Annotated in this window: 16 protein-coding genes; 12 read left to right on the forward strand and 4 right to left on the reverse strand. The window is 43.9% G+C overall.

Annotation, left to right across the window (positions count from 1 at the left end):
- The first annotated feature begins 65 nt into the window (after positions 1 to 65).
- The gene (locus MN869_RS00295; RefSeq protein ID WP_243306743.1) at positions 66 to 2846 is read left to right on the forward strand and encodes a nitrate reductase; all 2781 of its coding nucleotides are present in this window, start codon (positions 66 to 68) and stop codon (positions 2844 to 2846) included.
- A complete protein-coding gene (locus MN869_RS00300; protein ID WP_033133032.1) occupies positions 2843 to 3469 on the forward strand; it encodes an NTP transferase domain-containing protein in 627 nt (208 codons plus the stop codon). Before MN869_RS00295 ends, MN869_RS00300 begins: the two co-directional genes overlap by 4 nt.
- Here MN869_RS00300 and MN869_RS00305 read toward each other — a convergent pair.
- Together MN869_RS00305 and MN869_RS20360 are read right to left on the reverse strand one after the other, a co-directional pair.
- Positions 3466 to 4623, reverse strand: a complete 1158-nt coding sequence (locus tag MN869_RS00305; protein ID WP_033133033.1) for a YbfB/YjiJ family MFS transporter — start codon at positions 4621 to 4623, stop codon at positions 3466 to 3468. The two genes, MN869_RS00300 and MN869_RS00305, sit on opposite strands and share 4 nt — an antisense overlap.
- 19 nt (positions 4624 to 4642) lie before the next feature.
- Complete coding sequence (locus MN869_RS20360; protein WP_017402313.1) at positions 4643 to 4768, reverse strand: hypothetical protein; 126 nt, start codon at positions 4766 to 4768, stop codon at positions 4643 to 4645.
- Between the two features lie 102 nt (positions 4769 to 4870).
- Here MN869_RS20360 and MN869_RS00310 point away from each other — a divergent pair, with 102 nt between their 5' ends.
- From MN869_RS00310 to MN869_RS00345, 8 genes are all read left to right on the forward strand, one after another.
- Positions 4871 to 5749: a LysR family transcriptional regulator gene (locus MN869_RS00310; protein ID WP_033133034.1), complete on the forward strand. Its 879-nt coding sequence runs from the start codon at positions 4871 to 4873 to the stop codon at positions 5747 to 5749.
- Positions 5750 to 5924: 175 nt separating this feature from the next.
- Complete coding sequence (locus MN869_RS00315) at positions 5925 to 6911, forward strand: quinone oxidoreductase (protein ID WP_033133035.1); 987 nt, start codon at positions 5925 to 5927, stop codon at positions 6909 to 6911.
- Positions 6912 to 6922: 11 nt separating this feature from the next.
- Complete coding sequence (locus tag MN869_RS00320) at positions 6923 to 7771, forward strand: TauD/TfdA family dioxygenase (protein WP_005315873.1); 849 nt, start codon at positions 6923 to 6925, stop codon at positions 7769 to 7771.
- 60 nt (positions 7772 to 7831) lie between these two features.
- Complete coding sequence (locus MN869_RS00325; protein ID WP_033133036.1) at positions 7832 to 8884, forward strand: 3-keto-5-aminohexanoate cleavage protein; 1053 nt, start codon at positions 7832 to 7834, stop codon at positions 8882 to 8884.
- A gap of 117 nt (positions 8885 to 9001) precedes the next feature.
- A complete protein-coding gene (locus MN869_RS00330; RefSeq protein ID WP_033133037.1) occupies positions 9002 to 10342 on the forward strand; it encodes an MFS transporter in 1341 nt (446 codons plus the stop codon).
- A complete protein-coding gene (locus tag MN869_RS00335; protein WP_033133038.1) occupies positions 10339 to 10986 on the forward strand; it encodes a DsbA family oxidoreductase in 648 nt (215 codons plus the stop codon). The genes MN869_RS00330 and MN869_RS00335 overlap by 4 nt, the downstream gene beginning before the upstream one ends.
- A 5-nt stretch (positions 10987 to 10991) precedes the next feature.
- Positions 10992 to 11318, forward strand: a complete 327-nt coding sequence (locus tag MN869_RS00340; RefSeq protein ID WP_033133039.1) for a Rieske 2Fe-2S domain-containing protein — start codon at positions 10992 to 10994, stop codon at positions 11316 to 11318.
- Positions 11311 to 12315, forward strand: coding sequence for a putative sulfate exporter family transporter (locus MN869_RS00345; protein ID WP_033133040.1), 1005 nt, complete (start codon positions 11311 to 11313; stop codon positions 12313 to 12315). The genes MN869_RS00340 and MN869_RS00345 overlap by 8 nt, the downstream gene beginning before the upstream one ends.
- Before the next feature lie 73 nt (positions 12316 to 12388).
- Here the strand turns inward: MN869_RS00345 and MN869_RS00350 are convergent, their stop codons facing one another.
- Complete coding sequence (locus MN869_RS00350) at positions 12389 to 13405, reverse strand: AraC family transcriptional regulator (protein ID WP_033133041.1); 1017 nt, start codon at positions 13403 to 13405, stop codon at positions 12389 to 12391.
- 300 nt (positions 13406 to 13705) lie between these two features.
- Between MN869_RS00350 and MN869_RS00355 the strand changes: the two genes are divergently transcribed.
- Both MN869_RS00355 and MN869_RS00360 read left to right on the forward strand, forming a co-directional pair.
- Positions 13706 to 14299 carry an alpha/beta hydrolase gene (locus tag MN869_RS00355; RefSeq protein ID WP_033133042.1) on the forward strand — a complete coding sequence of 198 codons (594 nt, stop codon included), beginning with the start codon at positions 13706 to 13708 and terminating at the stop codon, positions 14297 to 14299.
- A 230-nt stretch (positions 14300 to 14529) separates the two neighbouring features.
- On the forward strand, positions 14530 to 16362 hold the full coding sequence (locus MN869_RS00360; protein WP_033133043.1) for a DUF1302 domain-containing protein: 1833 nt from the start codon (positions 14530 to 14532) through the stop codon (positions 16360 to 16362).
- Positions 16363 to 16436: 74 nt separating this feature from the next.
- Here MN869_RS00360 and dsdA read toward each other — a convergent pair whose 3' ends face one another.
- Positions 16437 to 17762, reverse strand: a complete 1326-nt coding sequence (gene dsdA, locus MN869_RS00365) for a D-serine ammonia-lyase (protein WP_033133044.1) — start codon at positions 17760 to 17762, stop codon at positions 16437 to 16439.
- Positions 17763 to 17814: the final 52 nt, after the last annotated feature.

A 17814-nucleotide genomic window follows, 5' to 3' on the forward strand; every position in this document is an offset into this window, starting at 1 on the left:
GAACTCAGAATGATTTTTTAGTTGAGTGTAAAGTTCAGCGGATTAACTAGGTAAAAGGGGCAGTCATGAACAGTATTCAAAATCTAGAACACAGTCGCTCCGATCAAGCAGAAACAATTATTACAAAAACAACATGTCCCTATTGTGGCGTGGGGTGTGGCGTGGATGTCAGTGTCCAACATAAAACGCATGGGACGACAGTACAAGTTGCAGGAGATCTAGAGCATCCTTCAAACTTCGGACGACTCTGCATTAAGGGCAGCAACTTAGCTGATACGCTAGGTTTGGAAACTCGTGTTTTGCATCCGATGTTTGGCCGTAAAAACCATCGTCAAGCCACCACTTGGGATCAAGCAATTGAAAAAATTGCAAATCAGTTTCAAGCATGTATTGATCAGTATGGAGCAGACAGCGTTGCATTTTATGTCTCAGGACAGTTGCTGACTGAAGACTATTATGTGGTGAATAAGTTTGTGAAAGGCTATTTGGGCACTGCCAATATTGATACCAATTCACGTCTATGTATGTCGTCTGCAGTTGCAGCGCATAAACGTGCCTTCGGTGAAGATATCGTACCTGCCAGTTATGAAGACTTTGAACATACTGACATGGTGGTTCTGGTTGGCTCTAATACGGCATGGTGTCATCCCGTACTGTATCAACGCATCATGCAGGCTAAGAGTCAGAATCCAGATTTATTTGTGGTGGTGGTCGATCCTCGTTTTACCAGTACCTGCGAGCAAGCAGATTTACACTTGCCAATTTTACCCGGTCAGGATGTGGCTCTATTTAATGGTCTGTTTCAGCATCTTTACCATCATGATTATATCGACCAGCATTTTGTTGAGACTTATACCGAAGGTCTAGCGGCACTTTTAGCTGCGAGTGAAAGTGAACAAGATTTTAATGCTTTAGTCAAACGGACAGGAATATCCGCAGAAAAATTACAGCTGTTTTTTGATAAGTTTGCCAAGACGGAGAAAGTGATTACGCTATTTTCAATGGGCGTTAATCAATCCTCTCAAGGTGTAAATAAAGCTAATAGCATTATCAACTGTCATTTACTCACTGGAAAAATTGGTAAATTAGGTGCAGCGCCATTTTCAATGACGGGTCAACCTAATGCAATGGGCGGTCGTGAGGTAGGTGGATTGGCCAATATGTTGGCAGCGCATCTGGATTTGGACAATCCTTCACATCAAAATTTAGTCCAAAGTTTTTGGAACAGTCCTGTGATTGCCAAGCAATCAGGCTTAAAAGCAGTTGATTTGTTCCAGGCGGTAGAAAGCGGCAAAATCAAGGCGATCTGGATTATGGCAACCAATCCTGTGGTGAGCTTACCCGATGCAGACCAAGTCAAACGTGCTTTGGAAAAATGTGAGTTTGTGGTGGTCTCTGATATTTGTGCAGATACCGATACCACAGCCTATGCAGATGTGTTGTTGCCTGCATTAGGTTGGGGTGAGAAAGATGGTACGGTCACCAATTCTGAACGCCGTATTTCACGGCAACGTGCCTTTTTAAATCCGCCAAAGCAAGCCAAAGCGGATTGGTGGGCGGTGGCAGAGGTTGCGAAAAAACTGGGTTTTACAGGTTTTGAGTTTAGCAATGCCTGTGACATTTTTAATGAACACGCGGCTTTATCAGCCTATCAAAATGCCAGTGTTGACCAACGTGATCAGGTCGAAAACTTCCGTTATTTCAATTTAAAAGGCTTAATGAATTTAAGTCTGGATGAATATAACCATTTACGCCCAACCCAATGGCCAGTTTGGGAGAAAGGGCAAAGCATCGCCGTGGAGCAATTGTTTGATCGTGGTAGTTTTAGTCATAAAAACAAAAAGGCCAAACTGATTCCTACTGTTGCCATTGATCCAGTGCATGCCATCTCCGAAGATTATCCATTGGTGTTGAATACGGGACGTATCCGTGATCAATGGCACACCATGACCCGTACAGGTTTATCGGCAAACCTCACCACGCATCGCGCTGAACCATTTTGTGAGATTCATCCGAATGATGCATTAAAATTTGGTATCCGTGATAAAGCTTTAGTGGAAGTCCGCTCCCAATGGGGCCGTTGTGTATTGCGGGTGACACTGGCACAAGGTGTGCGTCGTGGCCAAATCTTTGCCCCGATTCACTGGACTGAGCAAGTCGCTTCTGATGCGCGGATTGGTAAAGTGGTGAATCCTGTGGTGGATGCGATTTCAGGTGAGCCTGAGTTTAAACATACCCCTGTGGTCATTCAGCCATTCCATACCACTTGGCAAGGGGTACTCTATGTCCGTGAAGGCTTTGAACATCAGATTAAAGCATCTTTACAACGTTGTGCGTGGTGGACCAAGATCAAAACAGCGAAAGCGATGCGTTATGAAATTGCTGATCGTCATAGTATTGATGAGACCCAAAAGAATTTGAAAAGCTTCCTGCCTTTTGTAGATGAAACCTATGAATGGTTAAGTCTGGAGGATATTTCATCGCAGCTCAGCCATAGTGTGATTTTAAAAGATGGTATCCTGATTGCCAGTTTATATATTGCACCTGTCGATTTATTGCCAAATCGGGATTGGGTGGCGAGTCTATTTAAACGTGAACGATTAAGTGCCTTGCATCGTAAAACTTTGCTGGCGGGAATGCCGATGTCTGCGGCAAATAACGATGGACCATTGGTTTGTAGTTGTTTTAAAGTGGGTAAGAATAAAATTATTGAAGCCATCAAAACGCAAAATATCACCCATGAAAAACAAGTTACAGCATGTTTAAAAGCGGGTGGAAATTGTGGTTCTTGTTTACCTGAGATTCGTGGTCTGATTAAAACTTGTCAATTGGAGGCAGAAGCATGAATACAGAATATCCCGCTACAGATCTAGTGATCTTGGCGGGAGGGCAAGCGCGCCGTATGAACGGTACTAATAAACTGCTACAACAGTTTGATGATCAGATTCAGCTGTCAAAAATTTGTGAAAGTTTTAAGACTCAGGTTAAACACATTTGGGTGAATAGCCACCGTGATAACTCGATATATAAACAGATTGAACCTGATATTCGATGTTATGCAGATGATCAAAATGGTTTCCTTGGTCCGTTGATGGGGATGAAAAGTGCTTGGTCACATCTGCAAGCTGACTATGCTTTATTTATTCCCTGTGATGTGACTTATATTCCCAATCAGGTTATACACAAACTGCATCGTGCTTTACAAAAGCAACCGCTGGCGCAAGTGACTTATGTCAATATCAATGGAGATGCCTTATATCCATTTTGTTTACTTAAGCGAGAAAGTTTATCTGTGTTGGAGCAAGCGATTGCTGAGAATAAACTGAGTTTGCGAGATTGTTTTAAACAATTGGATGCACAGGTGGTGGCATTTCAAAAGCAAGGCCTGTTTTGTCATAGTATTAACTCATTAGATGAACTGCAACAATACAAGCAGATGAAGGTTTTTAAACAATCTATTTCTGGTTAATGGATCGTCTCAGCTGATTTCAGACTAATCACTGTTGCAATCAATAATGCCATAGCTGCGCTAATTAGTGAGCTATTAAGCGTATGATAGATCGAGAATAGGGCATTCGCTACGATTGGACCGATGATCTGACCTATTCCATACACGACAGTCATCAAGGCAATTAAATTATTTTGTGCTTGGCGAGCGATATGCTGTGCCACAGGCATGGCAATGGTCACCGTTCCCATAAAGGTTCCACCCACGAGTAATGCACTCGACAGATAACCCAAAGCGGTTGGTAGGATGATCGGCAATACAACACCAAAAGCCTGTAATCCTAAATTAGAGGATAAGGCGATTTGTGTGCCGAAGCTGCGGTGGATACGATGCCAGAAAAAACACGAAGGAATCGCACCTAAACCAAAGATTGCCCAGATCTGTGCCGCATCAATATTCGGTAAGGCCTGTTTCACAAATAAAGGTAAATAGGTTGCGGTAATGATGTAGCCAAAACCTGCCAAGGCATAAATCAGAATCAGGGCGTAGGCATGGGGAGCTTTGCGATTTGTGCTTGATATCTCATGAGTTGAAACAGCATTTGGCTGAGCTTGCGATAAACCAAACATTGCAATGCAACCAAGGACCAGACTGGATAGACCGAGTGATAACCAAAGCATTTTGCTGTGCCAACTGAGATGCGTACCGAAAACCAAAAGCTCGGCAGAGAGCGCAATCCCGAGACCAACGCCTGCATACAAGATAGGGGGTTGTTGTGTTTGTTTCTGCTGTTCAAGCAGCCATAATGAAGCAGATACCATGGCGAAAGCACTAAAAATCCCAGCCAAACCACGAGTCAAGATGATCAGGCCAATGGTATTAATACAACTAAGTAGGATCAGACAAAATACCGTACCTACAGTGGCAATAATACTACCGAGATAACTCTGCTGGGATTTCATCTTGATCGCAAATAAAGCACCCAACAGATAGCCCGCATAGTTTGCAGAAGCAGCCAAACTGGCATGCTGTAGATTAATGATGCCTTCATCAATCATATGCGGGTAGACCGCAGTAAACGCAAAGCGCCCGAAACCCATACCAATTGCCATAATCAAGGCTGCACTGATCGCTGATTGCAGGCCGCGGTTGCTGTTTTTTGCTGGCTCAGTCATGACCTGTTCATTCCATCAATTAGTCGCTATGACTCATATGCGCAAGAGGTTGTGCTTTGGCAAGAAATTTATAGTCAAATACATAGAGTGCATAGCTGAAACAACTTAAAATACTGATTAAAAATAACAGCTTAGTACCAGACATTGTTTGAACCATCTTTAGGTGTTGAGAAATGAATAGCTATTTAAACAAGCGCTATTAATCATGTAAAATGATTTGAATTGATACTAACTATCTCTAATAGTGATGGCGATGCAGATTAAATCTTTAGAAATTTTTATGATGGTGGTGAAGTTAGGCAGTTTTTCCGAGGCGGCAAAAACGCTCTATACCGTACAATCCAATGTCACCAGTCATATCAAAAAACTGGAAACAGAGTTGAATGTCGAGTTGCTACATCGGCAGAACCCCATTCAACCCACTAGAGCTGGAGTGCAACTGTATGGTTATGCTGAAAAAATGCTGCATCTACAAAAAGAGCTATTGGACACGTTTTCCCATAGTCAGCTGACAGCCAATTTTCCTTTAGCGATTGGGAGTATGGAAACCACGGCTGCGGTTCGACTGCCAGTGTTGATCCGCGATTTACAACAGCACAGCCCAGATTTTCCTTTTGCCTTATCGACCGCACCCACACGAGATCTAATTGATTTGGTCCATGCATCTAAGCTAGATTGTGCATTTGTGGCACATCATGCACCGATTGATGGGATGTTCAATTTACATGTCTGGACTGAGCAATTGGTGCTTATTTCATCAAAGCATATGCCTGAACGATTTACAAATGACGATCTGATTCAAAAGAAATTTATTGCCTTTAAGCAAGGTTGTAGTTACCGCAAAGCCATTGATCAGTTCTTATCTTCCCATCATTTACCCGCAGCCAATGTGATTGAAATGGGCAGCCTAGATGGCATTATCAGCTGTGTCAGTCTCGATGTTGGCCTTGCAATTTTACCGATCAGCTATGTACAGCAATCTCATTTTGCCCAAAGTGTGAAGATTCATCCCATTGACTCGGCTACAGCGCAGATCAATACCTATCTGGTTGCACATCGTGATATGAGTACATGGGCAACCAATATGCATCATTTCGTTGAGCATGTGAAAGGCATGAATCAGTAGCTTGGTAAATAACCCCTAAGCTTTGCGCCGTTCTATAAAAGAATCCTATCGATTGAGTATTTGTCGTCAAAGGTGATGTGCGTGTCGTGTTAAGTAAAGTCGACGTTCTCCTGAGTATTGTATTTTTTAGTCATATTGCTTCGGCACTGAATAAAAATACAAGATGGACAGGAAAATGACGTTGAATAAAGCGATACGGTTCTACGGAACAGGGACACCAGAGGTGATGCGCTATGAGGACATCGAAGTCGGCGCACCTGCGGTTGGTCAAGTACGTCTACGCCACGTAGCGGTGGGTCTCAATTATGCTGATACCTATTTCCGCAATGGGACTTATCCGATTCCCTTACCAAATGGTATAGGTGTTGAAGCCTCTGGCATTATCGAAGCGGTGGGTGACGGTGTAACCGATTTTGTGGTGGGTGATCGTGTCACCTATACAGGGTTTTTGAATACGCTTGGCGCTTATAGCACCGAACGCCTTATTGCCGCAGATGCATTAATCAAACTCCCTGACGATATTTCCTGTGAAACTGCGGCTGCAATGACCATGCGTGGTTTAACGGCGGCCTATCTGATGCGTCGTATCTATGACTTTAAAGCAGGCGATTGCATTTTATTACATGCAGCCGCAGGTGGTGTGGGGCTAATCGTTTCGCAATGGGCCAAACTGTTGGGGCTAAACGTGATTGGGACCACCTCGACGGATGAAAAAGCAGCGGTAGCACGTGCCTATGGCTGTGATCATGTGATTAATTATAGCCATGAGAATGTGGCTGAACGGGTGCGTGAGTTGACCGATGGCATTGGGGTCAATGTGGTCTTTGATAGTGTGGGCAAAAATACCTTTATGGCCTCATTAGACTCACTCAAACGCCGTGGTTTATTGGTTTGCGTAGGTACCGCATCAGGGCCAATTCCTGACTTTAACCCTGTGTTACTGGCAATGAAAGGTTCGTTGTTTATCACCCGTCCAGCTTTAGCCGATTATATTGCCGATCCAGAAGAAAAAAGAGCCTTAGCCAAGGAACTGTTTGATCATGTCAGCAGTGGACGCATCAAGATCGAGATCAATCATCGCTATGCACTTGAAGATGCCGTACAAGCACATCGTGATCTGGAAGCACGTAAAACCATAGGTTCATCCATTTTTGTGATTTGAAGGGATTTCTGATGCAAATTGAACAGTTAACTTGCAATATTGGTGCAGAACTACATGGTGTCCACTTAGCCGATGCGATTCATGATGACGGGCTATTCACTGAAATTCGGACGCAATTGCTAAAACATCGCGTGGTGTTCTTGCGTAATCAGCAGATGACGCGGGCTGAACATGTGGCTTTTGCCGAACGATTTGGGCCGTTGGAGGATCATCCTGCGGTGGGTAGTCATCCAGATCATCCAGGTTTGGTACAAATTTATAAACATCCTGACAGCCCGATTGATCGGTATGAAAATGCATGGCATAGCGATGCCAGCTGGCGCAAAATTCCACCGATGGGATGTGTACTGCGTTGTGTGGAATGTCCACCTGTTGGCGGCGATACCATGTGGACCAATATGGTGATGGCCTATGAAAATTTGCCTGAAGATATCAAGGAAAAGATTGCGCCTTTACGTGCCTATCACAGTATCGAAGCCAGTTTTGGCGCTGCCATGCCTATCGAAAAACGTTTGGCATTGAAGGCACAGTTTCCAGATGCTGAACATCCTGTCGTACGAACACATCCAGAGACAGGTGAGCAGATTCTCTACGTCAATGCATTCACTACCCATTTTAGTAATTACCACACCAAAGACCGCGTACGGTTTGGGCAAGATGCCAATCCAGGTGCAGGAGATCTATTGCGTTACTTAATCACCCAAGCTGCGATTCCTGAATATCAGGTGCGTTGGAGTTGGGAGCCGAATAGCATCGCTATTTGGGATAATCGAAGTACCCAACATTATGCAGTGATGGATTATCCGCCATGCCATCGCAAAATGGAGCGGGCAGGTATCGTCGGTGATGCAACCTATTAAATTCCAAATCCAAACTTTTTAATTCAATACCGTTTTATAAACTATAAACAGGAGATGCACATGCAATTCTTTGACGATTCTTTGCACCCAGAAAATATGGAAAAAGTGGTCATTACCGTTGCGCCCTATGGCCCAGAGTGGATGCCAGAGGACTTTCCCGAAGATATTCCAGTGACCATGGATGAGCAGATTCAGAAAGCGGTGGAATGCTATGAGGCAGGCGCGACAGTGCTGCATTTGCATGTGCGTGAACTGGATGGTAAGGGCTCTAAACGGTTGTCCAAGTTTAATGAACTCATCGCAGGGGTGCGTGAAGCCGTACCCGAGATGATTATTCAAGTCGGTGGCTCGATTTCATTTGCACCTGAAAGCGAAGGTGAGGCAGCTTTGTGGCTGAGTGATGATACCCGTCATATGCTGGCTGAATTAACACCAAAACCTGATCAGGTCACGGTCGCAATTAACACCACACAAATGAATATTATGGAGTTGCTCTATCCAGAATATTTGGAAGGCACATCTTTGGCACATCCTGCAATTCAGGAAGCTTATGCTGAAATGACCGTTCCGGCAGGACCTGCGTGGGTCACAGAGCATTTAAAACGTCTTTGCCAAAATAATATTCAACCGCATTTTCAACTCACTGGAATGCATGGCTTAGAGACCTTAGAACGGATGGTACGTAATGGCCTATACATGGGGCCATTGAATTTGACTTGGATCGGAATTGGCGGCGGATTCGATGGGCCAAATCCATTTAATTTCTTTAATTTTATTCATCGTGTACCAGATGGTTGCACCCTGACTTCGGAATCATTGCTTAAAAATGTATTGCCATTCAATACCATGTCGATGGCGATGGGTTTTCATGCACGGGTTGGTAATGAAGATACCATTATCGATCATCGTGGTCAGCGCTTCTCATCTGTACAACAAATTCAGCAAACTGTACGTATTGCACATGAATTAGGTCGTGAAGTGGCAACAGGCCCAGAGGCACGAGAAATCTATCGGATTGGTGTGCAATATCAAAGTATTGAAGAAACTTTGCAGGCTAATGGTATGTCACCAAACCGCCAACCAAAACAAAAAGGTGTACCTCAGCGCCATTAAGTCTGAGCAGCAATGGATTGAATGTCACAATAAATGCAGTACGCAGCAAGCGTATTCAAATAGCAAGCCACGTACTGCAATCAAAAATATAAATCATAACAATACAAGGAGGTTGCTATGGATGCTCATCCATATACCGTGCATACGGATCATGTTGATACCTCAACGAATGTCCCGCGCCGTTATGCGTGGCTGGTATTTGCGCTGACATTTGGCTTGTTGATTTCAGACTATATGTCTCGGCAAGTGCTGAATGCCGTATTTCCATTGATTAAAACTGAATGGGCCTTGACCGATAGCCAACTTGGCTTATTAAGCGGCATTGTGGCACTGATGGTCGGGATCTTAACTTTGCCCTTATCCTTACTGGCCGACCGTTTTGGGCGAGTGAAAAGCCTGGTCATTATGGCGGTGCTATGGAGTTTAGCGACTTTGGGTTGTGCTGTTGCTGAAAACTATCAGCAAATGTTTGTGGCCCGTTTTATGGTCGGTGTGGGTGAGGCTGCTTATGGCAGTGTTGGCATTGCAGTGGTAGTGGCGATTTTTCCACGCGAAATGCGAGCTACGCTGGCCAGTGCATTTATGGCAGGTGGGGTATTCGGCTCATTTCTCGGGATGGCACTGGGCGGTGTGATGGCAGAGCATTTTGGCTGGCGTTGGGCATTTGGTGGTATGGCATTGTTTGGTTTGATCTTGGCTTTGCTCTATCCCATGGTGGTTAAAGAAAAAAGAGTCAATCTAAGCAGCAAAACATCCAACAACACTCAGAAACAGCAACAGAGCAAACAATGTTTAAGCACGATTTATTCAAGTCGATCAGTGATCGCAACCTATATCGGTAGTGGCTTTCAACTGTTTGTTGGCGGCACCGTCATTGTGTGGATGCCGAGTTATTTAAATCGTTATTACGGCATGAATACTGATTCTGCAGGTGTACTGGCCGCCGTGATTGTACTGTGTAGTGCGGTCGGGAGCATTCTATGTGGCATGCTTAGTGATCGCTTTGGTCAAAACTGCCCAGATCGTAAGGTGAGTTTAGCAATTGGCTACTGTATCGGGAGCTGTTTACTACTTTCGATTGCGTTTGCAATGCCTGCAGGAAAATCCCAATTGTTGCTGATATGCATGGGCATGTTTATTGCGTTAGGAACCAATGGCCCATCCAGTGCAATGGTGGCCAATCTCACTCATAACAGCGTCCACAGTACAGCTTTCGCGACCTTAACCTTAGCCAACAATTTATTGGGATTGGCACTCGGTCCTTTAGTTATAGGCAAGCTCTCCGATGTGATTGGTTTAGATCATGCCTTTCAATGGATGCCTTTGGTCAGCATGGTCGCAGCAGCCGTGTTTCTCTATGCCAAAAACTATTACCACCAAGATATTGCACGACTGACTGAGCAAGCAGTTTTACCCAATCTAGACAGCACTCGTTCAAGTGGTGCGGAAGAAAAATGATGATGCGTGAATTAAATATTGATGTCTTTTTTGATTTTATTTGTCCATGGTGCTTGATCGGCAAACGTCAGTTACAGACTGCAATTGCGCAATTAAAGCAAAGTGATCCTGAGGTTGAGGTCATTGTACATTGGCATGGTATGCAGTTACTCCCTGAGATTCCTATAGCGGGTGTCGATTTCAAACAGTTCTATCAAAAACGATTGGGCAGTTTAGACGCTGTAAAACAACGCCAAACCCAAGTGCGTCAGGCAGCCAAGACAGTTAGTGTCGAGCTGCATTTTGAAAAAATCAAATGGATGCCAAATACGGCTCAAGCGCATCATCTGTTTCAAAGCGTTTTAAAACTGGGAACAGCGCAGCAAGCAGAGCATTTATTGGAACAGCTTTTTGCTGCCTATTTTGAAGCAGGTGAAAACTTGGGAGATAGCGCTGTGTTGCAAAGGATTCTCAAGCAATGTGGTTACTCGGTGAATGAACAGGGCCGTGGATGGTCGGAAGTCAACCCGTCTTTTCAGTCGACCTATACAGGAGCAAATGGCGTGCCTTATTTTATTTTTGATGGTTACCTGACCTTGGCTGGTGCACATTCAGTCGATGTGCTCTATCAAGCCATGTTAGAAGCCTTGGTGGTACAAGGATAAGGGCAATGACTATTCGTTTTCAGGTTCCACAAGAAAAAATCCCAGTATCAGGTGCGAGAGCTTTTCTCCAAATTGAGGGGAAAAATATTGCACTGTTTCATATTGGTACACAGTTTTATGCGATTGAGGATCGCTGCCCACATCAAGGTGCGTCTTTATTTAGCGGCGAATTAGAAGGGCAAGCGATTCGTTGTTGTGCCCATGGTTTGGTTTTTGATCTGGCGACGGGATATATGTTGAATTCAAAGCATTTAAAAGTGGCGACCTATCCAGTTGAAGTCGATGCAGCGCAGCTATTTATCCTGATAGATACAGGAGAAAACAATGACTAAATTCATGGATTTTCGTCTGCGTACCCGTGAGTTGATGCCAGGCCTTATTGTCAGTACCGTTGTTGCAGCAGCAGCCTGTTTTCTTTCAGAGCATTATGGTGCACCTGTGATGTTATTTGCTTTGCTGTTGGGAATGGGTTTGAACTTTCTTTCTAGTGAAAGTCAATGTAAAGCAGGCATCGAATTTACGGCACGAACAGTGTTACGCATTGGGATTGCCTTGTTGGGGATGCGGATTACGCTAGGACAAATTACCGCGTTGGGCTGGCAACCGATTGTACTGGTGATCACATTGGTGATCGTGACGATTTCAGTTTCAGTGATCACGGCTAAAATTCTGGGTTTTAAAAAACTTTTCGGGATGTTGACCGGCGGTGCAACTGCAATTTGTGGTGCATCAGCAGCCTTAGCGCTTTCCGCTGCATTTCCTCAACATCCTCAAAAAGAAAAAGCCACGCTATTCACTGTCATTGGTGTTTCTGCACTGTCCACGTTGGCTATGATTGTTTATCCGATGATTGCACGATGGTTAGAACTAGCGCCACAGCAGGCAGGTGTATTTTTAGGGGCAACTATCCATGACGTCGCACAGGTGGTTGGAGCGGGTTATAGCATGTCGCCAGAAACAGGTGATACTGCAACCGTAGTTAAATTGATGCGGGTTGCCATGTTATTGCCTGTCATTATTTGTGCGGCAATGATCACACGTATGCAAGGTGGAGACGCTACCGGTAAACATCCACCTTTATTGCCTTGGTTTGCCGTTGGTTTTTTAGTTCTTGCCTGTATCAATAGCACGGGTTGGGTTCCCAGCATGCTACAACAAGGGGTGAATGAATTATCGAAATGGTGTTTAGTGATTGCAATTAGTGCCTTAGGCATGAAAACACAACTGAAGGAACTGGCTTCTGTTGGAATCAAGCCGATTTTACTGATGCTGGGTGAAACCATTTTCTTGGTGATGCTGGTTTTACTGTTAATGCATTGGATGTTTTAGAGGGCAATACCTCATCATCATATGCTGTCGAGATCAAAGACAAGTAGTCGGCTTTGATCTCTAAACCTTGTGTTTAGGACTTCATAACTGTCTTGTTATTATTCCGCCAAGTGGTGGGTGACATACCAAATTCACTGCTAAACCAACGGGTAAATGAACTTGGCATTGAATAACCTAAAATGTCCGAGACCTGTCCTAGAGAGTAATTTAGGTTTTTTAGATAGCGAAAAACCAGATTACGACGTACATCGTTGATCAACACACTGAAGTTGGTATGCGCAGCTTCCAGTCGGCGTTGTAGGGTTCGGACGTTGATGCCATGAGTATGGGCGACTTGATCAATCGTGGCCCGTCCCATCGGTAACAGCAGATGAATACTTTTACGAATATCAAAAATAATTGAAGATTCACTTTCACGATGCAATAGATCCGTTTCAAGAAAACGTTTGGCATGTGCCAGCATCGTAGTATTGGCATGTGGATTGGTTTTATCTAATTCCGTTGCATTGCAAACAATACCATTAAACTCGCTGCCAAACTCTAGCGAACAACCAAACATACGTTGATGCATCGCCGTATCATACGGGGCATCATGGGTAAAATGAATACTCAAAGGGTGCCATTTCTGCAAAAAAGCAGCACAGAAACGATGGGTAATGCCTAAAGCAAGCTCGATCGCTTGGCGACTGTACTCTGTCGCTGCAGTAATTACCTCGACTCGAATAATGACGGTATGACCGACTTCTTCAATATACATTTCCAATGCGTTATTGATTAGATTTCGATACTGCACAAGGGTGTATAAGCCATCACGCAAGGTATGTTGATAACTCAATAATAAACTCAGCTCACCAAAATCTGCGAGTTGGCGTTGTTCTGCCATATGTAACCCGAAGTATTCACAACCACTTAACTGTGCTGATTGTTCCAGTAGCGTCACCGCTTTGTCTACGGGAATACGCTGTGCACTATCTTGTAGCTGTGCAGGATAGATGCCTGCATCGGACAACAGTTGGTATGGATTCAGGTCTAATTGCTGGCTGACAGCTAAATAATTTTTAAGCACAGCAGTATGGGCGAGTGGCACCATGCTGATCTCCCGATTTTTTAAAATAACCTTCCTAGTTATGCATTATTTATAACTAAAATATGCTGTTTAGAAAAGCACTAAGGCTTATATAAATTGATGTTGGCATGATGATTATTGTTTTTGAAGCGACTTTTTCTGCTAAGCATATTGATATATATGAGATCGTTTGAAGTGTGCTGTCATCAAATGAAAAGTGCCTGTCGTGCCATGTATATCCGTCGCTCTATTGACCCTCTATGTTGAATATGACGTGATGCATCCCCGTTATTTTTATCAAAACAAGGGTTGATTGGTGTAAAGATGGAAAAAATACAAACAGAGGCGACAGTTTTAATTATCCCAGGTTTGCGGGACCATGTGGCTTCGCATTGGCAAACCATTTTAGAAACACGCTTAGCCAAGGTCCGTTCAGTACCACCTTTGCAAGAAGATAAGCTCAACTGTGCAAAACGTGTTGCTGCGATACAGGCTGAACTGGAAAAAATACAGGGTCCAGTGATTCTGGTGGCGCATAGCGCAGGGGTACTGATGGCGATACATTGGGCCGCGCGATATCAACACGCTATTCAAGGGGCATTGCTGGTGACACCACCTGACTTGAATGACGTTTGGCCAGAACATTATCCTTCGCCCAAAATGCTTAGACAAGCAGGATGGTCGCCATTGCCTAATCAAGTGCTGCCATTTCCAAGTATTGTGGCTGCTAGTGTTAATGATCCACTAGCGCATTTTAATGCCGTGGCGGCAATGGCGAAAACATGGGGCAGTGTATTGATTAATTTAGGTGCTGTCGGGCATCTCAATCCTGTATCTGGGTTTGGTCCATGGCCTCAGGCAGAACAATTGATTCAGCAACTGGATTGTAAGGTCGATCAACCGAGCCTGATTGCATAATTAATCTTGCTATAAACCAACCTAAAACATTGTCTTATGCCGAGCTATGTTTGGCTAGATTTCTTTAATTTCGCATTTAAGTACGACACGCCTTGAAGCATAAAGACCCATCGGAAGGCTGGGTTTGAGCCCAGTTGCTTAAAACAAAAATAGAACGACCTGAAATGATTGCATTTTGCTGAATGGGTCAGGTGTTAATTATTCATACATCATATCGATATGGAGATGGTATGGTTTGTCATATTAAACATCCAAATGAACAAATAACCACTGCTATTTTAGCTCAAACAACGCTGCTGTTGGGATTGCTGTGTTCACTTTCAGATGCTTCAGCAGCCAGTTATCAAATCAATGAAGACTGGCGTTTAGAGAGCAATAGCACGATTGCGCTGGGGGCAAGTTGGAGTACCCAAGCGCCATCAGCCGCATTGTTATATAAACCCGATGCCAATCATATTGGCAAGAATGGCATGAGTGTAGATATTAACGGTGATGATGGACGTGCTAACTTTGATCGCGGGGATGCCATTTCACAAATGGTTAAAGGTTTAACCGAATTTCGTTTAAACGGAGCACAGCAAGGTGCGGTGTTGAGCGCCAAGTATTGGTATGACCATGCCTATGAAACTGGGCAAGGTGATTTAAAACCTTTCGATGATTCTGAATGGCCAAACTTGGTGAAGTTTAAAGGAATCGAGTTATGGGATGCCTATCTCTGGAAAAATATCGAATTTGATTCCAAGCAGTCTCTGAAGCTAAAACTGGGTAAACATCGCTTGAATTGGGGGAAATCCCAATTTTTCCAAAATGGCTTGAACTCGGTCAGCGCCTTTGATTTTGCAGCCATTAATCGACCTGCCAGTGAAGCCAAAGAACGGATAATTCCAGTTGAGATGTTGTCTTTTGAAGCCGTGATTCAACCAAACTTAAAATTAGAAGGATTCTATCAATTCAAGTTTAGACCGTCGGTGGTAGATGGCTGTGGGACGTTTTTTGCAATTTCAGATTTTGTTCCCGAAAATTGTGGACCGATTATGTTAACAGTAACACCGGGTGACAAGTTAACTGAAACTGCTGCCAAGGCGCAAACTTATATCCCTCGTTCAGCCAGTCATTATGCAAAAGACAGTGGGCAATACGGTGTTGCACTGAAACGAAATTTATCGAGCCTGAATCAAGCTGAATTGGGTTTTTATTTCGCCAACTATCATAATCGAAATGCAAACTTTGATGGTATCGCCGTGACTGCTGCTGGCGTTGAAAACTTTAAAACGGCACGTTTTTTTTCTATTTATCCTGAAAATATCAAGATCTATGGTCTAAGCCTGAGTGGAAAGGTCGGTACAACCCAGCTATTCAGTGAGTTGAGCTATAAACCCAATCAACCCTTACAGCTGAATGGAACAGATATTGTCTATGCTCAGGTGCTCTCAAAAGAAACACCACTGAAACCTGCAGGTGTTGCTGCTGAGTTTGGCGAGTATCTGCAAGGATATGTCCGCTTGCCAGTCACACAATTCTCCATTGGCGCCACTGATAGCATTGCAGGCATTTTAAAAGCAGATGGTTTGTCTTGGGGTGCAGAATTCGCTGTGAATCATATCGCCAATATTGGCAATCATCGCTTTGGTCGGGTTGGGGTTTTTGGTCGCAGTGAATTATCAACAGGCGCTTATGATTCAGAAACAGGTGAGTTTAAGTGTACGCCATATGGCACAGCAAACCTTCCGAATGATGCTGTTGATCGTTTGAATGAACGTTATTGCAATAAAGATGGTTTCTTTAGTGAATGGTCATATGGTTATCGCTTACGTGCAGCTCTAAGTTATCAAGACCTTTTACCTGCAACGGTGATTACACCCAGTTTAACTTTCCGCCATGATGTATCTGGATATAGCCAAAATTTTCAGCAAGGGCAAATGAGTCTGGCTGCCGCAGTATCGGCCAACTTTCGACAAAAATATTCAGCAGAAGTTCTGTATCAAAACTTTTTTGGATCAAATGACTTTAGTACCATTGATGACAGAGACTTTATATCACTTGCCTTTAAATATAGTTTTTAACTCGTTTAAGTAAATCATATAAGTATTCAAACAGCGTGGCTTGCGTCGCGCTGTTTGGCTGTTCAATCAGTGCTTTAAGCTTTTGCCAGATAATTTTGCATTTCTTCTGCTGGAACCATCCCACCACCCGTTCCCCATACAATATGATTGGCTTGCTGTAACTGCGGTTCAGTAAATTGATGCAAATCGATATAAGCTTGATGGTTGCTGATTAAAATTGGCCCTAACATACCTGCGAGCGCAGAAGGTTCAAGTTTCAGGTTTTCAGACTGGTTGAGCATTCCGAGCAAGCGATACATGGTTGGGTCATCCAGTGTATAAAAACCATCTAATAATCGTTGCATGGCACGACCAACAAAGCCAGAAGCGCGGCCCACAGCAAGGCCATCTGCCGCCGTAATATTATCAATGCCAATGTCCTGAACTGAAATTTCATCATGTAAACCAGTTGATACGCCGAGTAACATACATGGGGAATGAGTAGGTTCGGCAAAGATACAATGTACATGATCGCCAAAAGCCATTTTTAGGCCAAATGCAACGCCACCAGGCCCGCCACCCACACCGCAAGGCAAATAAACAAATAAAGGATGTGCTTGATCCACAACAATACGCTGTTGATCTAACTGTTTCTTTAAACGTTCACCCGCAACGGCATAGCCTAAGAACAGGGTTTTAGAGTTTTCATCATCAATAAAAAAACAATTTGGATTTTCTAATGCTGCCTTTCGGCCTGCTTCTACAGCAACACCGTAGTCTTGTTCGTACTCAATCACGGTTACACCATGCGCACGTAACTTATCTTTCTTCCATTGTCGTGCATCGGCTGACATATGCACGGTCACATCAAAACCCAACTGTGCGCTCATGATACCAATCGAGAGACCAAGATTGCCTGTTGAGCCGACCGCAATGCTGTATTGACTAAAAAACGCTCTAAATTCTGGACTATTCAGTTTGGCATAATCATCGTCAAGAGTGAGCAAATTGGCTTGTAGCGCAAGCTGCTCGGCTCGATAAAGTACCTCATAGATACCACCTCGTGCCTTAATTGATCCCGAAATAGGGAGATGACTATCTTTTTTCAACCATAGTTTGCCTGCAATTTTTTGCTCGAAGTGCGTTTCAAGTGATTGCTGCATATTCGGGATATCGATCAGATCAGACTCAATGATGCCTTGAGCTGCAAGGGTTTCTGGAAAAACAGCTATGAGGTAGGGTGCAAAACGCTGTAAACGGTCGCGAGCATCATCAATATCGGCTTGTGTCAGCCCAACATAGGGCAAGCCTTGCTCAAGCGTGGTGAATGACGGGTTAAACCAGATTGTCTCTTTAAGTTCAATCAGGTCTTTAACAATGGGATAGTGTGTAACAAGGTTTTGAATTTGATTCGAATCCATTCGGTTTCTCATAAAATTTTACATACATCAATAACAGCGAATTGCCCAAAGC

This window comes from Acinetobacter sp. NIPH1876, from assembly GCF_022808535.1.
Taxonomy (GTDB): Bacteria; Pseudomonadota; Gammaproteobacteria; order Pseudomonadales; family Moraxellaceae; genus Acinetobacter; species Acinetobacter higginsii.